This window comes from Streptomyces sp. NPDC052064 (genome assembly GCF_055585925.1).
Window position 1 is genome coordinate 543,596 of record NZ_JBVJJE010000001.1, and the last position, 18,564, is coordinate 562,159.

The following is an 18,564-nucleotide window of genomic DNA, read 5'->3' on the forward strand; positions in this document are numbered from 1 at the left end:
CGGCGGTCCGCTTCCCCTGTGCGGGCCGTCGCCGGACGCGCGCAGGCCGCTGTCCGCTCCCCTGGCGGCCGTACGCACTCACCGGCGGTCGAGGAAAGGACGTGGCCTCCAGTTGGCAGCGCACCGCAAGCCCCGACAGCGCTCGATCGGTGGCAGCAAGGCCCGTACGGCCGCCACGATCGCCCTCGCCGGCGCGGCGACGGCGACGGGCTTCGACGGAACCGGGCACGCCGAACCACAGCTCACCCCGGGCCAGGTCAAGGCCGAGGTGGACAAGCTGTACCGGGAGGCGGAGGTCGCCACCGAGAAGTACAACGGCGCGAAGGAGAAGGCCGAGGCGGCCGGGCAGCGGCTGAAGGGCCTCCAGGACCAGGCGGCGCGCAAGGAGCAAAGGCTCAACTCCGCCCGCGAGGCGCTTGGTTCGGTCGCCGCCGCGCAGTACCGCGCCGGCGGCCTCGACCCCGCGATGCAGCTCGCCCTGTCCGACGACCCCGACCGGTACCTGGAGAACGCCGAGTTCGTCGAGCGGGCCGGCAACCGGCAGAACGCCGCCGTCACGCGCGTACGCAAGCAGCTGAGGGAGATCGAGCAGCTGCGGGGCGCCGCCCACATCGAGCTGATGTCCCTGAAGTCGCGGCAGACGGAACTGAAGCGGCACAAGAAGACCGTCACCGGCAAGCTGGGTTCCGCGCGGCAGCTGCTGTCCCGGCTCAGCGCGCAGGAACGTTCCAGGCTCGGAGAATCGCCGGGCACGGACCGTGCCTCACGCTCCTCCACGGGCCCGCGCGGCACCCTGGCCGCCCCGGGATCCGCCGCGGCCGAGGCGCCCAACTCCCGTGCGGCCGCGGCCGTGTCCTACGCCTACCAGAAGCTCGGCAGCCCCTATGTCTGGGGCGCGACCGGCCCGAACGCCTTCGACTGCTCGGGCCTCGTCCAGGCCGCGTACCGCTCCGCGGGCGTCTCCCTGCCCCGCACGACGTACTCCCAGATCGACGCGGGCCGCCGCGTCTCCCGCTCCGAACTCCTCCCCGGGGACCTGGTGTTCTTCTACGCCGGCATCAGTCACGTCGGCATCTATGTGGGCAACGGCCGGATGATCCACGCCCCGAACCCGTCCGCCCCGGTCCGGGTCGCCCCGCTCGACGAGATGCCGTTCACGGGCGCCACCCGGGTGGTCTGACCGGGCGCGGCGGCAGCACCGTCGTCAGGCGGCCCGGTCTTCCCGCGTCACACCAGCCGGCGAGCCGTCGCCCACCGCGTCAGCTCGTGCCGGTTGGAGAGCTGGAGCTTGCGGAGGACCGCCGAGACATGCGACTCGACCGTCTTCACGGAGATGAACAGCTGCTTGGCGATCTCCTTGTACGCGTAGCCCCGGGCGATGAGCCGCAGCACCTCACGCTCGCGCTGGGTGAGACGGTCCAGGTCCTCGTCGACCGGCGGCGCGTCCGTGGAGGCGAAGGCGTCGAGGACGAACCCGGCCAGCCGCGGGGAGAAGACCGCGTCGCCCTCCTGGACACGGAAGATGGAGTCGACGAGGTCCGTGCCGGTGATCGTCTTGGTGACGTACCCGCGGGCCCCGCCGCGGATCACGCCGATCACGTCCTCGGCGGCGTCCGACACGGACAGCGCGAGGAAACGGACCGGCTGCTCGGCGTCGGCCATCAACGGGGCGCAGCGGCGCAGCACTTCGACACCGCCGCCACCGGGCAGGTGCACGTCGAGGAGGACCACCTCGGGCCGGGTGGCGGTGATGACCGTGACCGCCTGGTCGACGTCCGCGGCCTCGCCGACGACCTCCACACCGGTCTGCTCGGTCTGCCCGATCTCGGCCTGGACCCCCGTACGGAACATGCGGTGGTCGTCCACGAGGACCACGCGCACACGACGCCCGCCGGTGCCACCGCCCGGCTCCCCGGGCCCGGCCGCCTCCGCCGATCCCGCCGTACCGTTCGCCTCGGTCGGGTCGCTCATGACGTCTTCTCCGCCCTCTCCATCTCCAGCTCGACCTCCGTGCCGCCGTCGGGCACCGCGCGCAGCCGCGCCGTGCCGCCGTTGCGCTCCATACGGCCGATGATCGATTCTCTGACACCCATCCGGTCGGCGGGTATCGAGTCGAGGTCGAAGCCGGGGCCGCGATCCCGGACGGACACGAAGACCGTCTTCCCCTCGACCTCGGCGAAGACCTGTACGGCTCCGCCCTCGCCACCGTACTTGGCGGCGTTCACCATTGCTTCACGCGCGGCCTGCATCTGTGCGGCGATCCTCTCGTCGAGCGGGCAGTCGCCCACGACCACGACCTCGATGGGCACGCCGTGCTTGTCCTCCACCTCGGCCGCGTTGCGCCGCACGGCGTCGGCGAGTGTGGAGGGTTCGTCGGCCTCGTCCTTGCCGGTGCCCTCGGGCTTGTACAGCCAGGTGCGCAGGTCGCGCTCCTGGGCGCGGGCGAGGCGGCGCACCTCGTTCGCGTTCTCCGCGTTGCGCTGGATCAGGGTGAGGGTGTGCAGCACCGAGTCGTGCACATGCGCGGCGACCTCCGCGCGCTCCTGGGCGCGGATGCGCATCAGGCGCTCCTCGGAGAGGTCCTGCGTCATGCGCACCAGATACGGCCCGGCGAGAAGCGTTATCCCGACGAGGACCGCGAGCGCCGCCTGAAGGACGGAGCCGAGGTGGGCTGCGGAACCCTGCAGGACGAAGATGCCGGAGACGCCGGCCGTCACCAGCAGCACACCGCCCACCGAGCGCAGCAGCGTGACCGTGCGCCGGCGGCGGCCGACCTCGACCCAGCGGGCCCGGCGGGCGTTGTCCGCCTGTCGCCAGACCAGGGCGACGCCCGCGCCGACGAGCACCGTCGGCCAGAGGTAGGCCCTGGCCCCGCCGCTGAGGTTCACATTGCCGACGAACACCATGGCCACGACGACCATCAGGAGCAGGGCCACGATCTGGCCCTTGTCGGGCCTGCGGGCGACGAGTCTGCGGCGGCCGTCGGGCGAGGTCTCCGAGGCGACCGGCGACGGCGGCTTCTGCGCCTCGACTCCGCCGACGCCGAGCGGGACGAAGAACCAGAACGCGGCGTACAGCAGCGCGCCGAGGCCGTCGGCCATGAACAGGCCGACGAAGACGAGCCGGACCCAGATCACGGGCAGCCCGAGGTGCCCGGCGAGCCCTCGCGCCACACCACCGAGCCAGCGTCCGTCACTGCTGCGGTAGAGCTTGCGCGGCGGCCGCGGTTCGGCGAGTGGCGCTGCTGCGGCTTCCGACATGCCATTGATGGTCACACGGCCGGAAGGCCGGAGCATCAGGGTCGACCCCGGAGACTCCCCTGATCTCGGACCCCGGCCCCTCGCACCCTTCCCGAGCCGTCCCTCAGGGCCGATATCAGGGTCCGGCCAGGGTCATTCCGACTGCCGGCGCACCGCCGCGCCCGTCACCATGGACCCATGACCGACCACGACCACGCCGCGACGGGTCCGGGACCCGGCTCCGGCCCGCGCCCCGCACCGGGCGCCGGGCCGCAGGATGCCGCGCCCGCCGGCTCCTCCGCGCCCCCGCGCGCGCACGGGCACGCGGACGCGGGAGAACAGCGAGGAGGTTCGCCCGACGCGACCGACCCGGCCGGGGAAGCCATCCCGCCCGGACCACCGCACAGGTTCCGGCGCGACCGCCGTCACAAGGCCCTGGCCGGCGTCTGCGCCGGGCTCGGACGGCAGTGCGACATGGACCCGGTGATCTTCCGGATCACCCTCGCGGTGCTCTCCGCCACCGGCGGCATCGGCCTCCTCTTCTACGGCTTCGCCTGGCTCCTCGTCCCGTACGACGAGGAGGACGAGAACGAGGTGCGCAAGCTGCTGACCGGCCGCGTCGACGGCCAGGCCCTGACAGCCGTGCTGTTCGCGCTGGTCGGCTGCGGAGTGTTCCTGACCATGCTGAACAACGGAGTGGTGCTGACCTTCGCCGTCGTCCTCTCCCTCCTGCTCGCGGGCGCCGGTTACTGGTCGCGGCAGCGCGGCGCGCCCAGCCCCGACCCCCTGGCCGCCCAGGCCGCCGCCGACGCCCCGCCGGAACCCCAGGCGCCGCCCGTGCCCGCCGCCTTCCCCTCCTGGTGGCGCGACCCCATCGTCAAGGACGGCACCCACATCGGCGGCACGGGCTACCTCTGGGGTCCGCGCGACTCCCGCGACCTGGACGTCGCGGCAGCCATCAACATCAGCCTCGGCGTCCAGCCCCGCGACCGCGAGGACATACCCGCCCCGCACCCCCGGCCGCCCAAACCGCGCGGCCCCCGCTGGATCGGCGGCTGGGTCTTCCTGCTGGCCCTGCTGGCGGGTGCCCTGGGTACGAGCCTGACCTGGGACCAGCACCCGCTCGGCACGAGTCTCCAGACCGGCCTGTCCTGCGCACTCGCCGTCCTCGGCCTGGGCATTGCGGTCAGTGCCTTCCTGGGGCGGACCGGCGCCGGCTCGATCCTCCTGGCCATCATCACGTCCGGCCTGCTCGCCGGCTCGGCGGCACTGCCCAAGGACATCGGCACCCAGTGGGACCGCACGACCTGGCAGCCCTCCACGGTGGCGGACGTCCGCCGGCAGTACGACCTGGGCACGGGCTCCGGCACCCTGGACCTGACCAGGGTGGACCTAGGCCGGAACCAGACCGTCACGACACGCGCCGACGTCGGCGTGGGCCAGGTGAAGGTGCTCGTGCCCGAGGACGTGACCGTGCGGCTGAGCGTCGACGTGGGGATCGGAGACCTCCAGCTGCCGGGCGACGACAAGAAGGACGTGGACGTGAAACCGGGCCAGCACAAGGAGATAACCCTCTCCCCCGCCGAGGGCGTCGAGAAGTCGGGCACCCTCGACCTGGATCTCCAGGTCGGCATGGGACAGGCGGAGGTGGCCCGTGCTGCGTCATGAATTCCAGCCCGGAAGGCTGGTCGCCGGCACCGTCCTCACCCTGGTCGGCGTCCTCTACGCCGGTGACGCGGGCGGCGCCTGGGAGACCCCGTGGTTCGTGGCGATACCCCTCGTCACGGGCGGGCTGTTCCTGACCGGCGCGGTGGCGCTCGTGACGGGCCGTATACGCCGACGCCGCACGTCGGGCCGTACCACGACCGACGAGCCCGGCCCGGACATGGCGGCCTGACGACAGGCCCGCCCGCCGCCCAGCCCACTGTCACCCGCTACCGGTAACCCCCTGCCCTCTGCCGTCGCCGTGACCGCAAGGCGGCATCCACGGAGAGCAAGGGAGCGCCCGCGAGTACGAGGGGGATCCAGGCCATGAGGTAGGCGAGGTCGTTGCCGTAGTAGTACGGGTCGGAGGCCCAGCTCACGGTCAGCCACAGGCTGAGGGAGATCAGTGCGCCGCCGAGTGCGGCCAGACGGGCGAGGAGGCCGAGCAGGGTGCCGACGCCGACGGCCAGTTCGCCGAAGGCGATGGCGTAGCCGAAGCCGACGGGGCTCTTCAGAGAGAGGTCGACCAGGGCGGGAATGGCGGCGGAGTCACGGACGGCACGCATCATGTCGCCGACCGAGCCGGAACCGGCGTCCTTCATGAAGGCGCTGTCGGTGAGTTTGTCCAGGCCGGCGTAGATGAAGGTGACGCCGAGGAAGATCCGTAGAGGGAGGAGGGCGTAGCGGACGGCGGTGTCCCGCCAGTCTCCTCCGTTGCCCAAGTGGGGGGTGTGCGTGTCTGTTCGCATACCGTGAGTCATCACTGCTGGCCGCCTCTCGCCCGCCGGTGCCGAGACCCCCTCAACAGACCATACGTACGACGAACCGACCCGGCTCAATCCTGTGCGGCGGCTTTTTGTCAGGGAGGAGCAAGGCAACTGGCCGACCCTCACTCCGTCACATCAACCACGTACCGGTTCGTCTCCACCCCCGCTGCCGTGACCACCTGCACCTCCACCCGCCCCGGCTCCACGTCCGCCGGCACCGGCACAGTCAGCAGCGTGTCCGTCGGGTTGCTGAATCCCCCGGGCACCGGCACCAACGGGACGTGCACATGCACGGCACCGACCCGGACGACCATCCGGGCCAGCCGGTTCGCCGCCTGCGCACCCGGGGGTACGAACCCGGCACCGCGGATCTCGATGTCGTCGCCCGTGCGGATCGGCCCGTCCAGGTCCCCCGCCTCCCGCGACCGCACGACGGAGAGGATGACCGGCCGACCACCCTCCGCGTACTTGCCGGCCAGGTACGTCACCGCAGACACCAGGACCACCACCGCCAGCCCCCACGGCAGATCCGGCAACTGGTCCGGCCGCCTGGCCAGCCGTACCGCCGCGAAGACCAGGGCGACAGCGCTGATCACGACGTACTGGATGTCGGCGAAAGTGCCCCGGCCCGCGTCGTCGGTCAGCAGGTCGGCGGCTCGTGGCCGGTCGGCGGGTACCTTCTGGAGCCGCTGCCCCAGCACCCGCAGCCCGACCACCCGCCGCACGAGCACGGCGATCCCGCACACCACGGCGAGCACGGTCACGACACCGGCGCCGCGGGCGAGTTCCAGCCCGGAGAGCAGCGCGTCCCGGTCCGCGTGCCGGGAGGCGCCCGCCAGCCGCCCGGCCAGCACGAGCACCGAATAGGCCACGAAGAGCACCCACGCCCCGGCGACCGTACGGGAGGTGGACAGCCGGTTGTCCTCACCGATGACGGGCGCCAGCGCACCGCCCTTCGCCCGGTGGAACCACGACGCCGCCGTCAGCGCACCGGCGACCACCAGCGCGGCGGCCAGCCCGGCCGTACGGGCAGCCGTCCAGCCCGCGCCGACCGCGGTGAGGGACTGCCCGAGCAGCAACAGCACGACGGTCGCCCACACCACACCCGCCGTACGTCGCCACAGGCCGGCCAGCCAGGCCTTGCCCTCGGCCCGGCCGCGCTCGGCGACGAGTTCCGCGGCCTGCGCCAGTTCCTCCGAGACCCACTGGCGGGAAGCCGAGGCGGAGTGGGCCACCGCGGCCGGCAGCCCCTGCCCGGCCGCGAACTCGTCGCGCCTGCGCAGGAAAGCGGCCACGGCCCGCCGGTGCCCCTCACGCGCCCCGTGCGGACAGTCCCCACAGGCACACCCCCCTCCGTGCACACCGCCGTGCATGCCTCCCGGCCCACCTCCCTGCACACCGCCGTGGCGGCCCGTGTACCCACCGGCATACCCGCCCGCGGCCCCACCGGTGTACCGCCCCGCATACGCACCCGCGTCCGTATACGCACCCGCGTCCGCACCGCCCTGTCCCGCCTCGCGCACCGTCACGCCCGACGCCCGCCTTCCCGCGACCCAACCACCGTCGGTCTTCCGGACCCCGGAAACACCGCTGCACAACTCCCGTGCGACGACAGCGGATTATCCCTTCACCACCCGGTCCGCGTCCGCCCGGTCCCGTCAGCACGAGTGAACTTCGGCGCGCCGTGTTGACCTGGCTGCGAGAATTCCCTTATGGCCGAGATCATCCAGCGTGACGGGACCTGGGCCTTCGACGGCAGCACGATCCGGATCACGCCCGGTCTGCACCGCTCCGTGCCGCTGTTCCGGCAGACGTACGGAGAGATCGCCGTGCCGCTCGATGCGGTATCGGGGGTCGCCCTCGAACCCGAACGCAAGCCCGCACGGCTCCGGTTGCGGCTGCGGGAGGGCGCCGACCCGCTGCTCCAGCGACCGGCGGCCGGCTGCCGGACGCGGCGGATCCGTACCGGCTGGCGGTGGACATCGACCGGACGGGGGTCGCCGAGTACGTCGCCGAGGAGATCCGCCGCGCGCTGCTTCTCGACCAGATCCCGAAGGAGCCGGCGAAGGCCTATCTGCTGCCCGGCCCGCCGGTTCCGGTGTCGGTGCGTTCGTCCGACGGGACGGTCTCCTTCGACGGGACCCGAGTACGGATCGACCGGGCCGACACCTCCGAACGGGTCAAACGGGCCACCGGCCCACGCATCATCAACCTGGGTGACCTGGTCCAGGTCGAGTGGCTGCCGAACTCCGGCCACGAGGACGGCTTTCTGCGTTTCGTCACCCGCGAGACGGTGTTCTCGAAACTGCCGCCGGAGAAGGACCCGTACGCCCTGGACCTGTGGGGCAGCGCCCGCCACGACCTGCTGACCGCGCTCGTCGCGACGGCGGTCACCGCCCGGCTGCCACACCCGTCCACCCGCACCGCGGCCGGAAACGGCGAGGCCGACGCGCACGGCCCCCGCCCGGCACCGGCCGTACCTCCGGGGGCCGGCCACCACGACGTACTGCTGCGCCGCCTGCGCGAGTTGGGCGAGTTGCACCGGGACGGTGTGCTCACCGACGAGGAGTTCGCCATGACGAAGGCAGCCGTGCTTCGCGGCTTCTGACGGACCGGTCTCTCAGTTCAGCAGATCCGGCTCGCTCCGGCTGATCTCCTGCCACATCGGCTGGTAGTTGATCCAGGCCACCAGGTCGCCCCCCAACTGCTCCCGCGTCGCCACCGCCATCCGGTGGTCGATACGGACCGGCCGCCCGGCCGCCTGCGCCGTCAGCTGCACCTGGCAGGACTTCTCCATCGACACGAACCACCAGGCGGCGGCGTCCACCGAGTCGCCGACGGTCAGCAGCCCGTGGTTGCGCAGCACCAGCGCCTTGCGGGAGCCGAGCACGGCCGCGATGCGCCGCCCCTCCTCGGCGTCGACGGCGACGCCGGTGTAGGCGTCGTAGAGGGCGTGGTCCTCGTAGAAGGCGCAGCTCTCCTGGGTGATCGGCTCCAGCAGCTCACCGAGGGCCGCGAGCGCCCGGCCGTGCACCGAATGGCAGTGGGCGACGGCGACCACGTCGGGGCGGGCTGCGTGGACCTGGGCGTGCACGGTGAAGGCGGCCTGGTTGACGTGGTAGCCGCCGTCGACGACCTGGCCGTCCTGGTTGGCGAGCACCAGGTCGTTCACGGTGACGTGCCCGAAGGGAATCCCGAACGGGTTGACCCAGAAGCAATCGGTGTACTCGGGGTCGCGGGCCGTGATGTGGCCGGACACGCCGTCCTCGTAGCCGAGCCGCCCGAAGATCCGCAGGGCGCCCGCGAGCCGTTCCTTGCGGTGCCGGCGCTCGTCCTCGACCGACTCGTGCATCGGCGGCATCGCGAACCGCAGCCGGTCGGTGGGCAGCGGCAGGGGCGGGGTGGGCCCGTGCATAGGTCCTCCAGCGCTGGTTCTACGTACGGGGCGGAAGCTACCGCCGGTCGGGCCGGGAAGAACAGAACCGTTTCGTGAAGATCAGGCGAGCGCCCCGGCGGAACGCCTCGTGAGCGCCCGTGCGCGCCCCTTTCGCCTCCGGCCTCCCCGACCCCACGAATAGCCGACAGAGGATGTCGGGTTTCGGCGCCAGACTCTTCGTATGACAGCGAACTGGGCGGCTTTCGTCACCGCCGAACCGGATCTGGCCGGCACCGTCGAGAAGCGCTTCGGCGCCTACACCCACCACGTCCTCGCCACCCTCCGGAAGGACGGCTCGCCCCGCACCAGCGGCCTGGAGGTGCGGTTCCTGAACGGCGAACTGTGGCTCGGCATGATGCCGGACTCGCTCAAGGCTCTCGACCTGCGCCGCGACCCGCGCTTCGCGCTCCAGGCGAACCCCGGGGAGGGGCAGTCCATGGGCGGCGGCGATGTGCGGATCGCCGGGCGGGCGATCGAGGTGAAGGAGCCCGAGGGGAAGGCCGCGTACACCGAAGAGGTGGAACCGCCGGAGCCGTCCCACCTCTTCCGTACCGAGCTCACGGAGGTCGTGCGGACCTACGTCGAGGACGACAAGTACCTCGTCGTCCAGATCTGGACACCCGGCGAGCCCCTGCGCACGATCAAGCGCGCCTAGGCCCTACTCCCACTCGATCGTCCCCGGCGGCTTCGAGGTCACGTCGAGGACGACGCGGTTGACGTCCTTGACCTCGTTCGTGATCCGGGTGGAGATCCGGGCGAGGACGTCGTACGGCAGGCGCGACCAGTCGGCCGTCATGGCGTCCTCGGAGGAGACGGGCCGCAGGACGATCGGGTGGCCGTACGTACGGCCGTCACCCTGGACGCCGACGCTGCGGACGTCCGCGAGCAGGACCACAGGGCACTGCCAGATGTCCCGGTCGAGGCCGGCCGACGTGAGCTCCTCGCGGGCGATGGCGTCGGCCTCGCGCAGCAGGTCCAGGCGCTCCTTGGTGACCTCGCCGACGATCCGGATGCCGAGGCCGGGACCGGGGAAGGGCTGGCGCTGGACGATCTCGTCCGGCAGGCCGAGCTCCTGGCCGACCATGCGGACCTCGTCCTTGAAGAGCTTGCGCAGCGGCTCGATCAGCTGGAACTCGAGGTCCTCGGGCAGGCCTCCCACGTTGTGGTGGGACTTGATGTTGGCGGTGCCGGTGCCGCCGCCGGACTCGACCACGTCCGGGTAGAGGGTGCCCTGGACGAGGAATTCCACCGCCGGGCCCTGGTCAGCGATGATCTCGGCCTGGGCCTGCTCGAAGACCCGGATGAACTCACGGCCGATGATCTTCCGCTTCTCCTCGGGGTCGGAGACCGCGGCGAGCGCCTTGAGGAACCGCTCCTCGGCGTCCACGACCTTCAGCTGCACGCCGGTCGCGGCCACGAAGTCCTTCTCGACCTGCTCGGTCTCGCCCTTGCGCATGAGGCCGTGGTCGACGTACACGCAGGTCAGCTGAGAGCCGATGGCCTTCTGGACGAGGGCGGCGGCGACGGCGGAGTCCACGCCGCCGGACAGCCCGCAGATGGCGCGCCTGTCGCCGACCTGCTCACGGATCGCGGCGACCTGCTCCTCGATCACGCTGCCCGTGGTCCAGGACGGGGTGAGGCCCGCGCCCCGGTACAGGAAGTGCTCCAGCACCTGCTGCCCGTGCGTGGAGTGCATCACCTCGGGGTGGTACTGGACGCCGTACAGCTTCTTCTCGTCGTTCTCGAACGCGGCGACCGGCACGACGTCCGTGGAGGCCGTCACGGAGAAGCCCTCGGGGGCGGCGGAGCAGGCGTCGCCGTGCGACATCCAGACGGCCTGCTCGGCGGGGGTGCCCTCGAAGAGGGTGGAGGACGACTTGGAGACGTGCAGGTCGGTGCGGCCGTACTCGCGGGCTCCGGTGTTGTCGACGGTGCCGCCGAGGCTCCGCGCCATCAGCTGGAAGCCGTAGCACATGCCGAAGACGGGGACGCCGGCCTCGAAGATCTCACGGTCCAGGCTCGGGGCGCCCTCCTCGTACACCGACGAGGGACCGCCGGAGAGGATGATCGCTGCGGGGTTCTTGGCGAGCATCTCGGCGACCGGCATGGTGCTCGGCACGATCTCGCTGTAGACCCGCGCCTCGCGGACACGACGGGCGATGAGCTGGGCGTACTGCGCGCCGAAGTCGACGACCAGGACGGTGTCGGCGGCGCTGGCAGCGGGAGTCGCTGATGACACAGGGTGCCTTCCGGCGGTGGGGCGGGGGTCTTGTGCCACCCGATTCTACCGGGGTGCCGCGGGGCACCGTCCGGGCGCCGGGAACCGGGGCCGTCTCAGGATGCGAACCGTGTTGGACACCACCGGGGAGCAGTGCATACTTGCCCCATGCTCCAGCACCAGACGTTCGTCTTTACCTATGGCATCCGGCCCGCCGGCTGCCATGGTCGTGCTGCTTGAGCAACTGACAAGCGACTTCCCAGGCGCCCCGGGCCGACAAGGCCCGGGGCGCCTGTCGTCGTCCGGGCCTTGCCGCTCCGGGGCACCCCCTGACGACAAGGAGCCCCCATGAACGCCACCGATGTGACCGGCGCCCGTACTCCGGAGGCCGCCGGCGTGGTCACCGGCGCGCGTGAGCGCATCGACGCGCTGGACGACCGGATCATCGGCCTGATCCAGGAACGGGCGGCCGTCTCCGCCGTCATCCAGGAGGCCCGCATCTCCTCCGGTGGCCGGCGCGTGAACCTCTCCCGCGAGATGGAGGTCCTCGGCCGCTACCGGGAGGCGCTGGGCAAGCCGGGCACGGCCCTCGCGATGACCCTGCTGGAGCTGTGCCGCGGCAGGATCTGAATCCCCGTTCCCAGTACAGACGTGCGCTCCCTTCTCACCCGTACGGCGCGTGACCGTCCCGCGAGCCGCTTCGTTGGTCCCGGTGTCCGTGCCAGCCAGGCGCGGACCAGAGAAACCACGCGTGGCTCGCTGGAGCGATGAGACGTACGGATCGTGCCGTGCGTCGTGGGACCTCGCTCCAGGGAAAGTGACCGGGCGGCAGGGGACAGCAGCCCGGTCACCCAAGAGAACGGTCGGCTCCGGGGACGCCCGGGGCCGGCCGGCGGACATTGCAAAAATGCACAAGGCTGGGTCGAACGGTTGCGGGCGCCACGTTCATCCAGCACGATGCGAAGACAGCCCAAGTCCCCCGCGGACACCCGTATTGCCCGACCGCCAAAGGTCGAGACCAATGGTCCGGTCGGGTCCGGTCGAGACCAGCGGCGCAATCCCCCGGCGCCGCTTCCAGGCACCGGCGCCGCCCTGACGTCGGTGCTGACGAGAAGAAGGGCCCCGCGGCTCCACCCCGCGGGGCCCTTCGCTCTGCGTCAGCAGTCGTCCTGCGTCAGCAGTCGTCCTGCGTCAGCAGTCGTCCTGCGTCGGCAGTCGTCCCGAGGACCGTCAGGTGCGCGACACCGTCCCGCACTCGTTCAGGTCGCGGTCGAGGTCCCTGCTCCGGTCGTACGGATCCGTCGTCGGGCCGCTCGGCGCCGCGCCCGTGGGCTCGCTCGACGAGAACTCCGGGTGCAGATAGCCGTCGTAGACGTCGCAGGAGGAGTTGCCGATCTCCTGGTCGTACTCCATGAGCAGCAGCCGGCCCTGGGTGACCTCGTACTGCGCGGGGTCGGCGAGTTCGACGTCGAGCACCCGGCGCACGATGGTACGGGTGACCTCGGGGGGACCGTCGGCCCGCACGACGGGGTAGACGAAGGTGTAGTCGGCGCGCACGGACACGCCCCCGTGCGATCCCTTCTTGAACGCCATGCGCCCGCGCGTCTTGATCACCTCGCCGACCGGACGCACCTCGTCGGGGTCGAAACGGCTGAACAGGGTCACCGGGTCGTGCTTCCTGCTCGGCGAGCGCAGGGCGGTGTCGAGCTCGTCGAGGAGCTCCGGCTGCTTGGGGTCGAGCACGGAGAGCGCGGCCCCGGGGCGGGCGCCGCGCACCACCTTCGGGTCGAGGTTGGCGCCCACCAGCAGCTTCTTCGTCAGCTTCAGCGCCTGCTCCACGCGGTCCTTGGGGACCGAACCGACGGCCTTGGCCGCGGGCAGCACGATGCCGGCCTCGTTTTCGGCCCAGCGCAGCGCCGGGGAGCCGGCGAACGGCTCGTCCAGGGTGGGGGTTTCGGGGTCCGACGCCCCGGGCGCGGCGGTGGGGGCCGTGGTCTCGACGGGCAGCGGTGAGGCCGCGGCCCGCGTCTCGTCCGTGCCGAAGGGGTCGCCGGGCAGCAGCGAGGGTTTCAGCGCCACCACGGCCACGGCGACGGCGACCGGCACACCGAGAACGGCCCACAACGTGCGGCGCCGGGAGGCGCGGCCGTTCATCTCCTGCCAGGCCGGACCGGTGCGCCAGCCCGGCGGCGACTCACCCCGGGCCTCCTGCTGCCGCAATCGCTCGGTCACCATGCGCGCCCGCGCGGACGGTTCCTTCGGAGCGGAGGCATGGGCGTCCCGCGCGGTGTCGCGGGTGAACTGCTCCCAGACGTCGTCGGGGATCTCCGGGACCGACGGCTGATCGTCGGACGGCTTTTCAGACACAAAGTTCAGATCTAAGCGCGCGTGAAGCACCTTCACAAGAAGGTCTTGGATGTGACTCTGCCCACATAAGAATTATGTGAATGCCAGCGCAACCATTCACAGGCTTCACGGATCAAACCCGCAGAACCACGGGCCACACCCGCGCCCCACACGCGGAGGCCTCACCCAACGTTCGTACCGCAGCCCGCGGTACGCCGGACTCCCCGAGGTCTTCATGAAGCTTCGCCGCACCATGGCAGTAGCGGCCGCCACGGCGGTCATAGCCCCGGTGGCACTGCTCGCGGCACCGGCCGCGTTCGCGACCGACGACACGACGCCCACCCCGAGCCCGTCCGTGAGCGAGTCCACTCCCGAGACGTCGCCCTCGCCGTCGGCCAGCGAGTCCACTCCCGAGACGTCGCCGACTCCGAGCGCGTCCGCGTCCGCGACCGAGTCCGCTCCCCAGACGTCACCGTCTCCGAGCGCGTCCGCGAGCGAGTCCTCCCCGGCGCCCACCGCGTCCGAGCCCGAGGAGTCCGAGTCCCCGGCTCCCGAGCCCTCGGCGTGCAAGGACAGCAAGGTCGACGTCAGCATCAGCGGTCTGCCCGGCAAGATCGCGGCGGGCAGCGGCTGGCACAAGTTCTCGCTGAACGTGCTGAACAACTCCGACTCCACGCTCAACGACCTCGACTTCTTCGCCGGGGCCTCCGCCGACAAGAACGGCGAGGAGATGTTCTCCAGCAAGAAGGTCCAGCTCCAGGCCTGGGACCCCCAGGACAAGATCTGGGTCGACCTCAACTCGGGCGGCTACGCGGTCGGCTACGTCGGCTACACCGACGAGCTGAAGCCCGACTACCAGGTCAACATCCCGCTGCGCCTCAACGTCAAGCCGTCCGCCCCGGTCGGCGCCGGCTTCTCGCTCGGCGCGACGATCTACAGCGACAACGACACCGAGTGCACCGGCTTCGGTGAGATCTCGTACAAGTTCCAGATCGTCTCCGCCGGTACGGACACCGGTGGCACCAAGCCGCAGGAAGGCGGCAAGGCGCCCGTCACCGACGAGAAGCCGAGCGGCAACACGCCGGAGGTCACCGGCAGCCTGGCCGAGACCGGCTCCAGCTCCGCCCTGCCGATGATCAGCCTCGTCGGCGGTGCCGCGGTCGTCGCCGGTGCCGGTGCGATCTTCGTGGTGCGTCGCCGTAAGGCCGGTGCGGAGGCGTAAGACGTAGCGCCCCGCCAGGGGCGCCGCCCAGCAGAAGAGGGACCTGCGCTCGGAGGGGGGCGCAGGTCCCTCTTCTGCTGTCCGCTGCCGGTCAGTTCTTCGGCGGTACCGCCGGCATGCCCAGGAACGGCAGCCGCAGCGCGCCGAACGCCTCCGCCGGGACCGCCGGGGACTTCGGCTCGACCGGCTGGAGACGTTCGTAGGCCGCGCCCTGCTGCGGCCGCGGGTCGGACTCGCCCCTGTTGGGCCAGAACGACATCGCCCGCTCGGCCTGGGCGGTGATGGTGAGGGACGGGTTGACGCCCAGGTTGGCGGAGACCGCGGCACCGTCGACGACCGAGATGCCGGGGTGGCCGTAGAGGCGGTGGTACGGGTCGATCACGCCGGTCTCGCGGGAGTCGCCGATCGGGCAGCCGCCCAGGAAGTGGGCCGTGAGCGGGGTGCCCATCAGCTCGCCGACGTTCGAGCCCGCGAAGCCGTTGATCTCGGCGGCGAGCGCCGACGCGCTCTCCGTGGCCGCCTTGATCTGCTTCGGGTTGGGCGCGCCGTGGCCCTGGCGGGCGGTGAGCAGGCCGCGGCCGACGCCCGACGGTTTCAGGTACGTCGTCAGGGAGTTGTCCAGCGACTGCATCACCAGGCCGATGATGGTCCGCTCGGACCAGCGGCGGTTGGACAGGGAGCGAAGCACCAGCAAGGGGTGTTTCGCCGCGTGGGCGAGGAAGCCCAGGACCCGGGAGGTGCCCGAGCCGCCGCGGGCGTAGGGGACCTGGAGGATGGACAGGCTGCCCATCGAGTTGGAGCCCCTGCCGTAGCGGACCGGCTCGATGTGGGTGTTCTCGTCCGGGTGGATCGAGGACGTGATGGCCACGCCCCGCGTGAAGTCGGCCTTCGGCGTGCCGTGCGCCTTGCGGTAGCGCCGGTCGTCGGTCTGGGCACCGACCAGGGCCTCGGAGTTGGTGCGGGTCAGCCCGCCCAACTTGTCCGATATGTATGGCAGCTGGCCGCCGGCCTTCATGCGGTGCAGCAGCGTCTGGGTGCCGTACGTGCCGGCGGCGAGGACGACCCGGCGGGCCGTGTAGGTCCGGCCCTTGGCCTTGCGGCGGTCGGTGGGCAGGGTGGCGACCGCGTACCCGCCGAGCGAGTCGTCGGTGACCGAGACGACCGTCGTCAGGGGGTGCACGACCGCGCCGGCCTTCTCGGCGAGGTACAGGTAGTTCTCGTTGAGGGTGTTCTTCGCGCCGTGGCGGCAGCCGGTCATGCACTCGCCGCACTCCGCGCAGGCCCTGCGGGCCGGGCCCGCCCCGCCGAAGTACGGGTCGGGCACCTCCTGGCCCGGCTTGGCCTTCACCGTGCCGTCGGCGTCCTCGCCGTCGCCGAAGAAGACGCCGACCGGTGCGAGGTGGAAGGAGTCGCCGCAGCCCATGCGCTCCGCGGCGGCCTTCAGGTGCACGTCGGACGGGGTCATGGTCGGGTTGAGCCGTACGCCGAGCATGCGCCGGGCCTGGTCGTAGTACGGCTTCAGCTCCTCCTGCCAGTCCGTGATGTCCCGCCACTGCGGGTCCTCGAAGAACGGCTTCGGCGGGACGTAGAGGGTGTTGGCGTAGTTGAGGGAGCCACCGCCCACGCCCGCTCCCGCCAGGACCATGACGTTGCCCAGGAGGTGGATGCGCTGGATGCCGTACATGCCGAGTTTCGGCGCCCAGAGGTAGTTCCTGAGGTCCCAGGAGTTCTTCGGGAGGGACTCGCGGGTGAAGCGGCGGCCGGCCTCCAGGACGCCTACCTTGTAGCCCTTTTCCGTGAGGCGCAGGGCGGTTACCGAGCCGCCGAAGCCGGAGCCGACCACGATGACGTCGTAGTCGTAAGCGTCCTTGGGCACGTGGTCTCCTCGTTGAGTATCCGTGCGGGTCGTCTGTGGCCGGTCACGCCCACTCGGCGGAGCCGCACATCGATACAGCCCCGCGCCCCCGAACAAGTCGTCTACTTGAAACGGAACGCCTTCATCAGGCGAAGGCTCCTGCTCATGAACTGGGCGTACTTCTCGTCGTCCATGCCCAGCGAGGGGGCCATCGGAAGCACCCGCTGGTGCGCCACCGTCTGGGCCTCCGTGTACTTGAGGATGCCCTCCGAGCCGTGGCGGCGGCCGAGGCCGGATTCCTTCATGCCGCCCATGGGCGACTGGACGCTCCCGTAGGCGGGTGCGTAGCCCTCGTTGATGTTGACGGTGCCGGTGCGCAGGCGGGCCGCGACCTCCTGGCCGCGTCGGCCGTTCTTCGTCCATACCGAGGAGTTCAGGCCGTACGCCGTGGCGTTGGCGCGCTCGATGACCTCGTCCTCGTTCGTGAAGCGGTAGACCGAGACGACCGGGCCGAAGGTCTCCTCCGCGCAGACGGACATGTCCGTGGCGACCCCGTCGAGGATCGTGGGCTCGAAGAAGTACGGGCCGATGTCCGGTCGCGCCACGCCGCCCGCGACGACCTTCGCGCCCTTGGCGACCGCCTCCTCCACGTGCCGCGTGACGGTCTCCAGCTGGCGTTCGCCGACCAGGGAGCCCATGTCCGCGCCGTACGCCAGGGAGGTGCCGAGGCGCATGGCCTTCGTGCGGGCGGCGAAGCGCTCCAGGAAGGCGTCCGCGATCGACTCGTGGACGTACAGCCGCTCGATGGAGATGCACAGCTGGCCGGCCGAGGAGAAGCAGGCGCGGACGGCACCGGCCGCCGCCTTCTCGATGTCGGCGTCCTCCAGCACCAGCATGGCGTTCTTGCCGCCGAGTTCGAGGGAGACGCCGACCAGCCGGGCGGCGGCGCCCTGGGCGACCTCGCGGCCGGTGCGCGTGGAGCCGGTGAAGGAGACGTAGTCGGCGTGCCGGACGACCTCCGGGCCTATGACCGGACCGTCGCCGAGGACGACCTGGAAGACGTCGGCGGGCAGGCCCGCCTCGATGAGCAGGTCACGGGCCCAGAGGGCGGTGAGGCAGGTCTCCGTGTCCGGCTTCATGACGACGGCGTTGCCCGCGACGAAGGCCGGCAGCGCGTCGCCGACCGACAGCTCCAGGGGGTAGTTCCAGGGGGCGATCTGGCCGACGACGCCGCGCGGGTGACGCAGTTCGGTGACCTTGGTGAGGGTCGGCATGGCGCCGGCGTGCCGCTTCGGGCGGAGGTAGGCGGGGGCCTTGCGGCCGTAGTGCCGGGCGGCGACCGCGACGGCCTGGACCTCCTCGTGGGCGTGCAGCCGGGCCTTGCCGGTCTCCAGCTGGATCAGGTCGAGCACCTCGGCCTGGCGCTCCAGCACCAGGTCGTGGAAGCGCAGCAGGACGGCGGCACGCTGCCGTACCGGGGTCTGCGCCCACACGGCCTGGGCGGCGCGGGCCAGTTCGAAGGCCTTCGCCACGTCCTCGGGCGTCGACTCGGGGAGGTCGGCCAGCTTCTCACCGGTGAACGGCGTGTGGTTGGCGGTCCGACCGGAGCCCGCCACGCCCTTGGTGAGCTGGGCGACCAGCTCGGGGGTCACCACGTCGGCGGCGGTGCGGGCGCCCTCCGGGGCGGGGGCGAGGGGGTTCGTGCCGGTCTGTGCCGTGCCGGTCTTCTCCGGGGCGTGCGCGTCCGTCATGAGGCGCAGAGTATGCCCCGGCGGAG

At 71.5% G+C, this 18,564-nt stretch carries 15 protein-coding genes and 1 pseudogene; 7 read left to right on the forward strand and 9 right to left on the reverse strand.

Annotated elements, in window-relative coordinates; translation table 11 throughout:
• Positions 1–112: 112 nt before the first annotated feature.
• A complete protein-coding gene (locus ACZ6TU_RS02515; RefSeq protein ID WP_467671914.1) occupies positions 113–1,180 on the forward strand; it encodes a C40 family peptidase in 1,068 nt (355 codons plus the stop codon).
• A gap of 47 nt (positions 1,181–1,227) precedes the next feature.
• On the opposite strand, the gene ACZ6TU_RS02520 is transcribed toward ACZ6TU_RS02515, so the two are convergent.
• Both ACZ6TU_RS02520 and ACZ6TU_RS02525 read right to left on the reverse strand, forming a co-directional pair.
• Positions 1,228–1,971, reverse strand: a complete 744-nt coding sequence (locus ACZ6TU_RS02520; protein ID WP_467671916.1) for a LuxR C-terminal-related transcriptional regulator — start codon at positions 1,969–1,971, stop codon at positions 1,228–1,230.
• A complete protein-coding gene (locus tag ACZ6TU_RS02525) occupies positions 1,968–3,260 on the reverse strand; it encodes an ATP-binding protein (protein ID WP_467671918.1) in 1,293 nt (430 codons plus the stop codon). Before ACZ6TU_RS02525 ends, ACZ6TU_RS02520 begins: the two co-directional genes overlap by 4 nt.
• A 177-nt stretch (positions 3,261–3,437) precedes the next feature.
• Here ACZ6TU_RS02525 and ACZ6TU_RS02530 point away from each other — a divergent pair, with 177 nt between their 5' ends.
• Positions 3,438–4,907: a PspC domain-containing protein gene (locus tag ACZ6TU_RS02530; protein ID WP_469546114.1), complete on the forward strand. Its 1,470-nt coding sequence runs from the start codon at positions 3,438–3,440 to the stop codon at positions 4,905–4,907.
• Positions 4,894–5,136: a hypothetical protein gene (locus ACZ6TU_RS02535; RefSeq protein ID WP_467671922.1), complete on the forward strand. Its 243-nt coding sequence runs from the start codon at positions 4,894–4,896 to the stop codon at positions 5,134–5,136. Before ACZ6TU_RS02530 ends, ACZ6TU_RS02535 begins: the two co-directional genes overlap by 14 nt.
• 37 nt (positions 5,137–5,173) lie before the next feature.
• Here ACZ6TU_RS02535 and ACZ6TU_RS02540 read toward each other — a convergent pair whose 3' ends face one another.
• Positions 5,174–5,704, reverse strand: a complete 531-nt coding sequence (locus tag ACZ6TU_RS02540) for a DoxX family membrane protein (RefSeq protein WP_469546116.1) — start codon at positions 5,702–5,704, stop codon at positions 5,174–5,176.
• Positions 5,705–5,832: 128 nt separating this feature from the next.
• Complete coding sequence (locus tag ACZ6TU_RS02545) at positions 5,833–7,083, reverse strand: hypothetical protein (RefSeq protein ID WP_467671926.1); 1,251 nt, start codon at positions 7,081–7,083, stop codon at positions 5,833–5,835.
• Positions 7,084–7,422: 339 nt separating this feature from the next.
• Between ACZ6TU_RS02545 and ACZ6TU_RS02550 the strand changes: the two are divergent.
• A pseudogene (locus tag ACZ6TU_RS02550) lies at positions 7,423–8,318 on the forward strand (DUF4429 domain-containing protein).
• A gap of 12 nt (positions 8,319–8,330) precedes the next feature.
• Here ACZ6TU_RS02550 and ACZ6TU_RS02555 read toward each other — a convergent pair.
• Positions 8,331–9,125, reverse strand: coding sequence for a class II aldolase/adducin family protein (locus tag ACZ6TU_RS02555; protein WP_467671930.1), 795 nt, complete (start codon positions 9,123–9,125; stop codon positions 8,331–8,333).
• A 202-nt stretch (positions 9,126–9,327) separates the two neighbouring features.
• Between ACZ6TU_RS02555 and ACZ6TU_RS02560 the strand changes: the two genes are divergently transcribed.
• Complete coding sequence (locus tag ACZ6TU_RS02560; protein ID WP_469546120.1) at positions 9,328–9,801, forward strand: pyridoxamine 5'-phosphate oxidase family protein; 474 nt, start codon at positions 9,328–9,330, stop codon at positions 9,799–9,801.
• Between the two features lie 3 nt (positions 9,802–9,804).
• Here the strand turns inward: ACZ6TU_RS02560 and guaA are convergent, their stop codons facing one another.
• On the reverse strand, positions 9,805–11,385 hold the full coding sequence (guaA, locus tag ACZ6TU_RS02565) for a glutamine-hydrolyzing GMP synthase (protein ID WP_469546122.1): 1,581 nt from the start codon (positions 11,383–11,385) through the stop codon (positions 9,805–9,807).
• A 327-nt stretch (positions 11,386–11,712) separates the two neighbouring features.
• Between guaA and ACZ6TU_RS02570 the strand changes: the two genes are divergently transcribed.
• Positions 11,713–11,994 (forward strand): chorismate mutase, encoded by a 282-nt coding sequence (locus ACZ6TU_RS02570; protein WP_467671936.1) that lies wholly within the window; start codon positions 11,713–11,715, stop codon positions 11,992–11,994.
• A gap of 600 nt (positions 11,995–12,594) precedes the next feature.
• Here the strand turns inward: ACZ6TU_RS02570 and ACZ6TU_RS02575 are convergent.
• On the reverse strand, positions 12,595–13,731 hold the full coding sequence (locus tag ACZ6TU_RS02575; protein WP_469546125.1) for a hypothetical protein: 1,137 nt from the start codon (positions 13,729–13,731) through the stop codon (positions 12,595–12,597).
• Positions 13,732–13,963: 232 nt separating this feature from the next.
• On the opposite strand from ACZ6TU_RS02575, the gene ACZ6TU_RS02580 reads away from it, so the two are divergent.
• Positions 13,964–14,932: an LAETG motif-containing sortase-dependent surface protein gene (locus ACZ6TU_RS02580; RefSeq protein ID WP_467671940.1), complete on the forward strand. Its 969-nt coding sequence runs from the start codon at positions 13,964–13,966 to the stop codon at positions 14,930–14,932.
• Between the two features lie 91 nt (positions 14,933–15,023).
• Here the strand turns inward: ACZ6TU_RS02580 and ACZ6TU_RS02585 are convergent, their stop codons facing one another.
• Complete coding sequence (locus tag ACZ6TU_RS02585) at positions 15,024–16,808, reverse strand: GMC oxidoreductase (protein ID WP_469546130.1); 1,785 nt, start codon at positions 16,806–16,808, stop codon at positions 15,024–15,026.
• A gap of 101 nt (positions 16,809–16,909) precedes the next feature.
• The gene (locus ACZ6TU_RS02590) at positions 16,910–18,538 is read right to left on the reverse strand and encodes a succinic semialdehyde dehydrogenase (RefSeq protein WP_469546132.1); all 1,629 of its coding nucleotides are present in this window, start codon (positions 18,536–18,538) and stop codon (positions 16,910–16,912) included.
• Between the last annotated feature and the right edge of the window lie 26 nt (positions 18,539–18,564).

Bases quoted from the DNA above. Each gene is read 5' to 3' on its own strand.
- ACZ6TU_RS02520 (WP_467671916.1), bottom strand. From the start codon at position 1,971: ATGAGCGACCCGACCGAGGCGAACGGTACGGCGGGATCGGCGGAGGCG.
- ACZ6TU_RS02525 (WP_467671918.1), bottom strand. From the start codon at position 3,260: ATGTCGGAAGCCGCAGCAGCGCCACTCGCCGAACCGCGGCCGCCGCGC.
- ACZ6TU_RS02530 (WP_469546114.1), top strand. From the start codon at position 3,438: ATGACCGACCACGACCACGCCGCGACGGGTCCGGGACCCGGCTCCGGC.
- ACZ6TU_RS02540 (WP_469546116.1), bottom strand. From the start codon at position 5,704: ATGACTCACGGTATGCGAACAGACACGCACACCCCCCACTTGGGCAAC.
- ACZ6TU_RS02545 (WP_467671926.1), bottom strand. From the start codon at position 7,083: ATGCACGGCGGTGTGCACGGAGGGGGGTGTGCCTGTGGGGACTGTCCG.
- ACZ6TU_RS02555 (WP_467671930.1), bottom strand. From the start codon at position 9,125: ATGCACGGGCCCACCCCGCCCCTGCCGCTGCCCACCGACCGGCTGCGG.
- ACZ6TU_RS02560 (WP_469546120.1), top strand. From the start codon at position 9,328: ATGACAGCGAACTGGGCGGCTTTCGTCACCGCCGAACCGGATCTGGCC.
- ACZ6TU_RS02570 (WP_467671936.1), top strand. From the start codon at position 11,713: ATGAACGCCACCGATGTGACCGGCGCCCGTACTCCGGAGGCCGCCGGC.
- ACZ6TU_RS02580 (WP_467671940.1), top strand. From the start codon at position 13,964: ATGGCAGTAGCGGCCGCCACGGCGGTCATAGCCCCGGTGGCACTGCTC.
- ACZ6TU_RS02590 (WP_469546132.1), bottom strand. From the start codon at position 18,538: ATGACGGACGCGCACGCCCCGGAGAAGACCGGCACGGCACAGACCGGC.